At 70.0% G+C, this 9,143-nt stretch carries 7 protein-coding genes; 6 read left to right on the top strand and 1 reads right to left on the bottom strand.

Annotated elements, in window-relative coordinates; translation table 11 throughout:
- Positions 1 to 95 precede the first annotated feature (95 nt).
- Complete coding sequence (locus tag ACGFZQ_RS48065) at positions 96 to 713, bottom strand: MBL fold metallo-hydrolase (protein ID WP_393845844.1); 618 nt, start codon at positions 711 to 713, stop codon at positions 96 to 98.
- A gap of 269 nt (positions 714 to 982) precedes the next feature.
- On the opposite strand from ACGFZQ_RS48065, the gene ACGFZQ_RS48060 reads away from it, so the two are divergent.
- The 6 genes from ACGFZQ_RS48060 to ACGFZQ_RS48035 all read left to right on the top strand — a co-directional run bounded on the left by ACGFZQ_RS48060 (position 983) and on the right by ACGFZQ_RS48035 (position 9,136).
- Positions 983 to 1,978 carry a LacI family DNA-binding transcriptional regulator gene (locus ACGFZQ_RS48060; protein ID WP_393845843.1) on the top strand — a complete coding sequence of 332 codons (996 nt, stop codon included), beginning with the start codon at positions 983 to 985 and terminating at the stop codon, positions 1,976 to 1,978.
- A 369-nt stretch (positions 1,979 to 2,347) separates the two neighbouring features.
- Positions 2,348 to 3,877 (top strand): ABC transporter substrate-binding protein, encoded by a 1,530-nt coding sequence (locus ACGFZQ_RS48055; protein WP_393845842.1) that lies wholly within the window; start codon positions 2,348 to 2,350, stop codon positions 3,875 to 3,877.
- 90 nt (positions 3,878 to 3,967) lie between these two features.
- Positions 3,968 to 4,909: an ABC transporter permease gene (locus ACGFZQ_RS48050; protein ID WP_393845841.1), complete on the top strand. Its 942-nt coding sequence runs from the start codon at positions 3,968 to 3,970 to the stop codon at positions 4,907 to 4,909.
- The gene (locus ACGFZQ_RS48045; protein ID WP_393845840.1) at positions 4,906 to 6,741 is read left to right on the top strand and encodes a dipeptide/oligopeptide/nickel ABC transporter permease/ATP-binding protein; all 1,836 of its coding nucleotides are present in this window, start codon (positions 4,906 to 4,908) and stop codon (positions 6,739 to 6,741) included. Before ACGFZQ_RS48050 ends, ACGFZQ_RS48045 begins: the two co-directional genes overlap by 4 nt.
- Positions 6,738 to 7,652, top strand: a complete 915-nt coding sequence (locus ACGFZQ_RS48040; protein WP_393845839.1) for an ATP-binding cassette domain-containing protein — start codon at positions 6,738 to 6,740, stop codon at positions 7,650 to 7,652. Before ACGFZQ_RS48045 ends, ACGFZQ_RS48040 begins: the two co-directional genes overlap by 4 nt.
- Positions 7,649 to 9,136: a glycoside hydrolase family 43 protein gene (locus ACGFZQ_RS48035; protein ID WP_393845838.1), complete on the top strand. Its 1,488-nt coding sequence runs from the start codon at positions 7,649 to 7,651 to the stop codon at positions 9,134 to 9,136. Before ACGFZQ_RS48040 ends, ACGFZQ_RS48035 begins: the two co-directional genes overlap by 4 nt.
- Positions 9,137 to 9,143 lie beyond the last annotated feature (7 nt).

Raw genomic sequence — 9,143 nt, 5'->3', positions numbered from 1 at the left:
CTTCAGGACCTGCTCAGGTGCTGGGCCGGCACCTGCACCACCTGCGGCCGACCCCTACCGACCAGCAGAACCAGAACCTAACGAAGCACTACTAGCTAGAGATCGGCCGATGCCCCGGGGAGCAGGCGCGTGTAGGGCGCGCCGCTGTGGTTCGCCAGCCACCAGTCGACGTTCTCGAACCCGCGCTCGTTCACCGTGGCGTCGTGGATGGCGATCGCGCGGCCCGGCTTGACCGCCCGCGTGAACTCCACCGCGAGGCCGAGGTGCAGCCACGGCCCGGCGACCGGCACGAGCAGCGTCTCGACCGGCTCGTCCGGGACGAACAGCGAGTCGCCCGGGTGGTAGACCCCGTCGACGACGAAGCCGACGTTGGCGCATCCAGGCAGCCCGTCGACGATGTCGGCGTGCCGGCCGCCGACGACGCGCACCGTGAAGCCACCCGCCGAGATCGTGTCGCCCGCCGCGACCGGCGTCGCCCAGTCGCCGAGCGCGGCCGCGACGTCGGCGGGGGCGTGCACGGTGATACCGGGGTTGGCGGCCCGCGCCGCCACGAGCTTGTCGGCGTCGATGTGATCGTCGTGCTCGTGGGTGACGAGCACCGCCGCAACTCCGGACAGGGACTCCGGCTCGGTGTAGATGCCTGGATCGATGACGAGCGAGCGGCCCTCGGCCTCGAGGCGCACGCACGCGTGACCGTACTTCGTCAGACGCATCGCAGGATCGTATCGGACCGTCCGTCCGTGGCCCCCGCTACCGGCGACAGGATCTGGATGGCGCTCTCGGCGCGGAGCCGGTCGGGTGGTCACCGCGGACCACGACGACCGTGCGCACCGCGCACCTGCGGAGAGACATGCCTGGCTCTCTCGGTGGGGCGTCCGAGTCCTCGGACACCGCCGCATCCTCACTGTTACGATTCAGTGACGCTCGCCGTTGAGTCGGGCGCGCTGTATCGGCTTGTCCAAGATGTTCCCAGGAGGCTCCCATGGCGCGCAGGACCGGCCGCGTGACGGCGACCGACGTCGCCAAGGAGGCAGGGGTCTCACAGACCACGGTCAGCTATGTACTGAATGACGCGCCGCACCAGAAGATCTCCGAACAGACCCGGCGCAAGGTGCTGGATGCGGTGGCGAAACTGGGCTACAAGCCGTCGGCCGCCGCACGCGCGCTCCGCCTGGGCCGCAGCGATCTGGTGCTGATGTTCCTTCCCGACGTGCCCATCGGCGGCACCATCACGGCCGTGGTCGAGCTGCTCGGCGACGAGTTGGAGCGCCACGGCCTGAACCTCGTCACACGGCGCGAGCGGCACACCCCACTCGAATCGCTGTGGCGGGAACTCGCGCCGGCGGCCGTGATGACGGCCTTCGACGTCCCCGACGAGGACGTGGCGAACATGCGGGCGGCCGGCATCCACGTGGTCAGCGCCGGGACGAGCCCGTCGGCCACTCCGGGCGTCCTCACCGTCCCCCAGCGTCTCATCGGCACGATGCAGGTCGAGCGGCTGGCGGCGACGGGGCACACGCGTATCGGCTATGCCGCTCCCGGGGATCCCCGGCTCCAGGACTTCTTCACCCTGCGTCTCGACGGCGCCCGTGCCGCCTGCGCGGAACTCGGCCTCGAACCCCCCGTCCGGCTCGAAGTGCCCCTCGACATCTCGGCCGCCGCCGCGGCGGCCGAGCACTGGCACTCGGCCGTCCCTGCCGTCACGGGGGTGTGCGCCTACAACGACGAGACGGCTTTCGCCCTCCTCGCGGGCATGCGCAGGGTGGGCCTCTCGGCCCCCGGCGACCTGGCCGTGATCGGTGTCGACAACGACAAGCTGGCACCTTTCGCGATGCCGCCGCTGACGACCATCGACAACAACCTCGATGTCGTCGTGGGCCGCGCGGCCCGGATGATCGTCAGTGGCGTGACCGGCCGACCGCTGCCGACGTCGCCCCAGGTGACTCCGCTGAGCCTGGTCGTACGCGAGTCGGCCTGACGGACGTGAGCCGGGCCCCACGCGCGTAGGCCCGGCCAGGCCGCCCCGAGCGGATTCCGGCCAGGATCGTCCCTCGGCGCGCCATGCCGCCGCTCCCCCGATTTCCGGCTTTCCGGAAAACGCTTGATGCAAGGGTCTTGTGGCCCGCCAAGGGCGGGGCTACGTTACGCATACGTTTCACTTGTACGTATCAGTGGCTGGTTTCAACCCATCGCAAACGGTGGAGACAAAACCCCTCCCGCCAGGAACGGCTGACCGCCAAGAGCGGTCCTGGCCGCATCAGGACCTGGTCTCCCACTACCTCCGAGGCCCTTGCGGGCGGCTCGATGCCCGACGCCGCCCGGTCATCAACTCACCAGCGGAGTACCCATGCGAAGAATCGCGCTGACGGCCGTATCCGCGGCCCTGATGTTGTCCGCGGCCGCGTGCGGCTCGGGCTCAGGTTCCGGTTCGGGCAAAGCGGCCACCGGCGGCACCCTCACCCTGGCCCCCCTGGTCGCGGCGCAGCCGTGGGACCTGGCCGACGCCGGGCTCGGCAACAACGCGCAGTACTACCAGCCCGTATACGACTCGCTGTTCCGGCTGTCCCCGACGGCCGAGGTCAAGCCGAACCTGGCCACCAAGTGGTCGTACAACGCGGCCCGCACGGTACTTACGCTCACTCTGCGCACCGGCGTCAAGTTCACCGACGGCACCGCCCTGGACGCGGCGGCGGTCAAGGCCAATCTGCTGCACACCAAGGGGGGCAGCAGCGAGGCGGCGGGCCAGCTCACCAGCATCAGCGGCGTCGACGTCGTCAACGCCACCACGGTCGCGGTCAAACTCTCGGCCCCCGACCCCTCGCTGGTGCCGAACCTCGGCAATGTGGCCGGCATGATGGCCAGCCCCAAGGCCATCACCGCGGGGACGATCAAGACCGACCCGGTGGGCTCCGGCCCGTACACGCTGGACAAGTCCGCCACCACGGCGGGCAGTACGTACACCTTCGTACGCAATCCGGGGTACTGGAACAAGGCCGCCTTCCCCTTCGACAAGATCGTGTTCAAGCCGCTCACCGACCCGACCGCCGTGCTCAACGCGCTGCGCTCGGGGCAGGTCAACGGCGCGCTGCTGGCCAGCGCCAAGAACATCGCGCCGGCCAAGAGCAGCGGGCTGAACGTCACCAAGTACACCTCCGGTGACGTCGAGGGTGTGTACATCTGGGACCGCGAAGGAAAGATCGTCAAGGCGCTCGGCGACGTCCGGGTCCGCCAGGCCCTGAACTACGCCTTCGACCGTTCCACGATCGTCAGGACGGCGAAGCAGGGGCTGGGCAAGGCGACGACCCAGATCTTCAACCCGGCGGGCTCGGCCTTCGACGACGCGCTGAACTCCAAGTACTCCTACGACCCGGCGAAGGCCAAGCAGTTGCTGGCGGAGGCGGGTTATCCGAACGGCTTCTCGGTCACCGTCCCGGATGTCTCGGCGGTCTTCCCGGACCAGCAGGCCGCCATGGTCCAGCAGTTGGAGGACATCGGGATCAAGGTCAAGGTCGACAAGATCCCGGTCGCCCAGTTCATCAGCGCCCTCCTCGCGGGCAAGTACCCCCTGTCCTACATGACCCTGGCCTCCTTCCGCCCCTGGGACACCATCCAGATCGAGGTGGGCAAGAGCGCGCTGTGGAATCCGCTGCACACCGAGGACGCCAAGGTGACCGACCTGATCACCAAGGCCCGTTCGGCGACCGGCGCCGCCCAGGACGCCCTGTTCAAGCAGCTCAACACCTACCTCGTCGACCAGGCGTGGAACGCGCCCTGGGACTCCGTGGAGGCCACCTACGCGACGACCAAGGGCGTCACCTTCACCCCGCAGGCGTTCGCCGCCGTTCCGCCGATCTACAACTTCAAGCCCGCCGGCTGACCCGGGCGACGGGCCGGGCGGAGGTGGTGGCCCCGCTCCCACCCGGCCGCCGATCAACACCGGTCAGGGAAAGGCAAGGTGGAGAGACTGATGATTGTTTTCTTGGTCCGGCGCATCGCCGCCGGGCTGGTCCTGGTCCTGGTGATCGCGACCACGACCTTCGCGCTGATGGGTCTCACCGGTTCCGATCCGGTGCGCCAGATCGTGGGGCAGACCGCCACCCGGCAACAGGTGGCCGCCAAGTCCGCCGAACTCGGGCTCGACCAGCCCTTCGTGGTCCGCTACGGGCACTGGCTCGGGGATGCGGTGCACGGCCACCTCGGCAGCTCGTGGTTCAGCGGTGAGTCCGTGACGAGTTCGCTGGAGAACAAGCTGCCGGTCACGCTGTCGATCGTGCTGGCGGCGCTGCTGCTGTCGGCGGTACTGAGCACGGTGCTGGGAGTGGCCGCCGCGGTCCGCCGGGGTGCACTGGACCAGGTGGTGCAGCTGCTCGCGGTCCTCGGGTTCGCCGTGCCCAGCTTCCTGGTCGCCCTGGTGTTCGCCGTGGTGATAGGCGTCGACCTGGGCTGGCTGCCCGCGACCGGTTACGTTCCGCTGGCGGACTCGGCGGGTGGCTGGCTGAAGTCGATCACCCTCCCGGCGTTGTCGCTCTCCGTCGGAGCGATCGCCGCCACCGCCCAGCAGGTGCGAGGCTCCATGGTCGACGTGCTGCGCGCGGACTACATACGTACCCTCCGCAGCCGTGGCATCAGCGAACGGAGCCTGCTGTTCCGGCATGCCCTGCGCAACGCGGCCCCGGCCGCTCTGACCGTGCTGGCCCTCCAGTTCATCGGCCTGGTCGGCGGCGCGGTGGTCGTCGAGAAGGTCTTCGGCCTCAACGGGATCGGCAGCCAGGCCACAACCGCCGGATCCCAGGGCGACACCCCGGTCGTCATGGGCGTCGTCGTGGTGATGGTCGCCCTCGTCGTGGTGGTGAACATCCTGATGGACCTCGCGTACGGATGGCTCAACCCGAAGGTGCGTGTCGGATGACGCTGCCTCAACCCGAAGAAACGGCACGCACGGTGGCCGTCGCAGCATCAGGGCGGGCCGGACTCCCGCGCCGGCTCCTGCGCAGCCCGGTGGCCGTGACCTGTCTGGTCCTCCTCGCCCTCATCTCGCTGGCCGGTCTGTTCGCGCCGCTGCTGACCAGCCAGGACCCGGCTCACACCTCGCTGACCGGCAGTCTGGCCCCGATGAGCGGCAACCATCCCCTGGGCGGTGACGGCGTCGGCCGTGACGTCCTGGCCCGACTGCTCTACGGCACTCGTACGAGCCTCCTGGGAGCCCTGCTCGCGGTGGCCGTCGCCCTGGTGATCGGTGTTCCCGCCGGTCTGGTGGCCGGGTACTACCGCAAGTGGTTCGACGCCGTGAGCAGTTGGCTGGCGAACCTGCTGATGGCCGTACCGGCGATCATCGTGCTGCTGGTCGTGATGTCGGCGGTGGGGCAGAACACGTACATCGCCATGGCGGTCTTCGGCGTGCTGATGTCACCGGGTGTGTTCCGGCTGATCCGCGCCTCGGTGATCTCCGTACGCGAGGAGCTGTACGTGGACGCGGCGCGGGTCTCCGGCCTGGCCGACCCCCGGATCATCCGCCGGCACATCCTGCCCGTCGTGCAGGCGCCGACCATCATCCAGGCCGCCCAGATGCTCGGTCTCGGCATCGTCATCCAGTCCGGGCTCGAGTTCCTCGGCCTGGGTTCGGCGACCCAGGCGAGCTGGGGCTCCATGCTCAACGACGCCTTCGCGAACATCTACACCAAGCCGGTCCTGATGGTCTGGCCCGGAGTGGCGCTCGCGGTGACCGTCGCCGCGTTCGGACTGCTGGGCAACGCCCTGCGGGACGCGCTGGACGGCAGTGCGGTGAAGGCGCGGAGGCCACGCGGTACCGCCGCCCGCAAGCGGGGCGCGGAGAAGAAGGCGCCGCCTGTCACCGCCGAGACGTCCGAGGCCGGCGACGCGCTGCTCGTCCTCGAAGGCCTGAAGGTCTCCTATCCGACGGCCGAGGGAGAGAAGACCGTCGTCGACGGTGTCGCCCTGACGGTGCGCCGGGGTGAGGTCCTCGGACTCGTGGGGGAATCGGGCTCGGGCAAGAGCCAGACCGCCTTCGCCGTCCTCGGCCTGCTGCCCAGGGAGGCCCGGGTCTCCAGCGGCCGACTGGTGTTCGACGGGAAGGAGTTGGGAGGGCTCGGCCGCGCCGAGCTGAACCGGTACCGCGGCCGTCGGATCGCCTATGTGCCGCAGGAGCCGATGTCCAACCTCGATCCCTCCTTCCGTATCGGCTCCCAGCTGGTCGAACCGGTGCGCCGGCACCTCGGGTTGTCGGCGGCCGAGGCGAAGGCGAAGACCCTCGGCCTGCTGGAACGGGTCGGCATCGCGGACCCGGAACGGGTCTTCGACTCCTATCCGCACCAGATCTCCGGCGGTATGGCGCAGCGCGTCCTCATCGCCGGCGCGGTGTCCTGCGAACCGGACCTGCTGATCGCCGACGAGCCGACCACGGCGCTCGACGTGACCGTGCAGGCCGAGGTGCTCGACCTGATCCGGTCCCTGCAGCGCGAGCGGAACATGGGCGTGATCCTGGTGACCCACGACTTCGGTGTGGTGGCAGACATCTGCGACCGGGTGACGGTGATGCAGACCGGTGCCGTGGTGGAGTCCGCCCCCGTACGGCAGTTGTTCGCCGAGCCGCGGCACCCGTACACCCGCATGCTCCTGGCATCCACGTTGGAGGACGCCGAACCACGGTCCGCGCACGGCCCCGCCGTGCCGGCGAGCGTGGCGACGAGCATGAACACCGCACGTCAGGAGGGTCCGGCATGACCGGGACACTGGACAAGGAACTCCCGGCGGAACCCCTGCTGGCCGCCGACGACGTGGTCGTGGAGTACCCGTCGAAAGGCTGGCGCAAGCCGCCGTTCCGGGTGCTGAAGGGGGTGTCGATCACCATCGGCGCCGGCGAGACCCTCGGGCTGGTCGGTGAGTCGGGATCGGGCAAGACCACCCTGGGCCGGGCCGTCCTCGGACTGGCCCCGGTCACCTCAGGCACCGTCCGCTACCGCGGCAGGGTCATCTCGGGCCTGAGCGGAAAGGAGCGCCGGGCGCTCAGCGACGACATCCAGGTCGTGTTCCAGGACCCGTACACCTCGCTCAATCCGGCGATGACGGTGACCGACATCCTCAGCGAGCCGCTGCGAGTCGCGGGAACCTCGCGGACGGATGCCGAGAAGCGGGTGCAGGACCTGCTCGACCAGGTCCGGCTGCCCGCCGACGCCGGGGAGCGGCTGCCGCGGGAGTTCTCCGGCGGCCAGCGCCAACGCATCGCCATCGCACGGGCGTTGTCCCGGGACCCGCGGGTCATCGTCTGCGACGAGCCGGTCAGCGCACTGGACCTGTCGACCCAGGCCCGGGTCCTGGACCTGTTCGTCGAGATCCAGGAGCGCACCGGCGTCGCCTACCTCTTCGTCACGCACGACCTTTCCGTGGTCCGGCACATCAGCCACCGGGTGGCGGTCATGTGCGGCGGGGAGATCGTCGAGACCGGGGACGCGGCGACCGTCACCACCGCACCCGAACACCCCTACACGCAGCGGCTGTTGCTCGCCGCGCCCGTGCCGGACCCGGAGCGGCAGGCGGAGCGCCGGGCCGAGCGGCGACGTCTGGCGGCGGCCATGGCGGCCGACACCCCCTCGAACACCTCCGTTATCGCCTCCACGTCGGGAGACCGAGCATGATCCTGCCCAACCCCACCATCCCCGGCTTCCACCCGGATCCCAGCATCACCCGCGTCGGCGACGACTACTACCTCACCTGTTCCAGCTTCGAGTACCTCCCCGGCCTGCCGCTGTTCCACAGCCGCGACCTGGTGCACTGGGAGCAGATCGGCAACGTGGTGACCCGCCCGGGGCAGCTCGCGGTGGAGAAGGTCCCCACGCTCGGCGGTGCCTGGGCGCCCACCATCCGGTTCCACGACGGCCGCTTCTGGCTGGTCGTCACCGACGCGATGGGCCGCGGCAGCCTGATCTTCACCGCCGACCGGGCCGAGGGGCCCTGGTCCGACGGCATCGTCATGCAGGGAGTGTCCGGTATCGACCCGGACCTCGCCTGGGACTCCGACGGCACCTGTTTCGTCACCTACTCGGGTCTCCAGCTCGACGGTGACCGGGCCGGCGAGCATCTGGGCATCCAGCAGGTCCGCATGGACCTGGAGACGGGCCAGGCCCTCGAAGAACCCCGGTCGCTGTGGTCGGGTACCGGACTGATGTTCCCCGAGGCGCCGCACCTGTACGAGATCGACGGCACCTGGTACCTCCTGATCGCCGAGGGCGGCACCGAGCGCGGGCACGCCGTGAGCATCGCCCGTGGCTCCCGCCCGGACGGTCCCTTCGAGGGCTGCCCGGCCAACCCGGTGCTCAGCGCCCGCAGCACCGCCCGCCCGGTCCAGAACACCGGGCATGCCGACCTGGTACGCACCCCCGACGGAGGCTGGGCGCTGATCCTGCTGGGTATGCGGCCCGGGGGCCTGACCAGGGCTTTCTCCGCCATGGGCCGGGAGACGTTCAGCACCGCGCTGGAGTGGGTCGACGGCTGGCCGGTGGTGCGGCCGGTCGAGCTGACCCCGCCCACCGGACCGGTCATCCGCCACGACGACTTCACCGGCACTGAACTCGGCCCGGAATGGCTCTCGATACGGACACCGGCCGCCGACTGGTCCTCGCTCGCCGAGCGCCCGGGCCACCTCGTCGTGCACGCCGATGGCTCCGCCATGGACGACCCGCGGCCACGGTTCGTCGGCCGCCGCCAGCAGCACCGGTCGGCCGTCTTCGCGGTCCGGGTGGACAGCACCGATGGAGTCGGCGGGCTGAGCCTGCGGATCGACGAACGCCACCACTACGACATCGAGGTGGGGGCCGGTATCGCCCGTGCCCGCGCCCGGGTGGGCGGGCTCTGCCAGACCTGGGAACAGCCGGTTCCGCCGGGACCGGTGACCGTACAGATCAAGACCGAGCCGGTCAGCGGCATGGGCCTGGACGCCCTGGGCCCGGACCTGGTCCGGCTGTCCGCCGACTCCGGCACCGGACCGGTCGAACTCGCGGTGCTCGACGGCCGCTATGTCTCCGCCGAGACCTCGGCGTCCTTCACGGGCCGTGTCGTCGGCATGTACGCCGCCGAAGGAACCGTCGCCTTCGACAAGTTCGCATACCGGGGCGAGGACTGACGCCGTC

It is taken from the genome of Streptomyces sp. NPDC048254, from assembly GCF_043201895.1.
In the GTDB taxonomy this organism is placed as follows: domain Bacteria; phylum Actinomycetota; class Actinomycetes; order Streptomycetales; family Streptomycetaceae; genus Streptomyces.
Note: the sequence above shows the minus strand (reverse complement) of the source record. Positions and strands in the feature narration are given on the sequence as shown.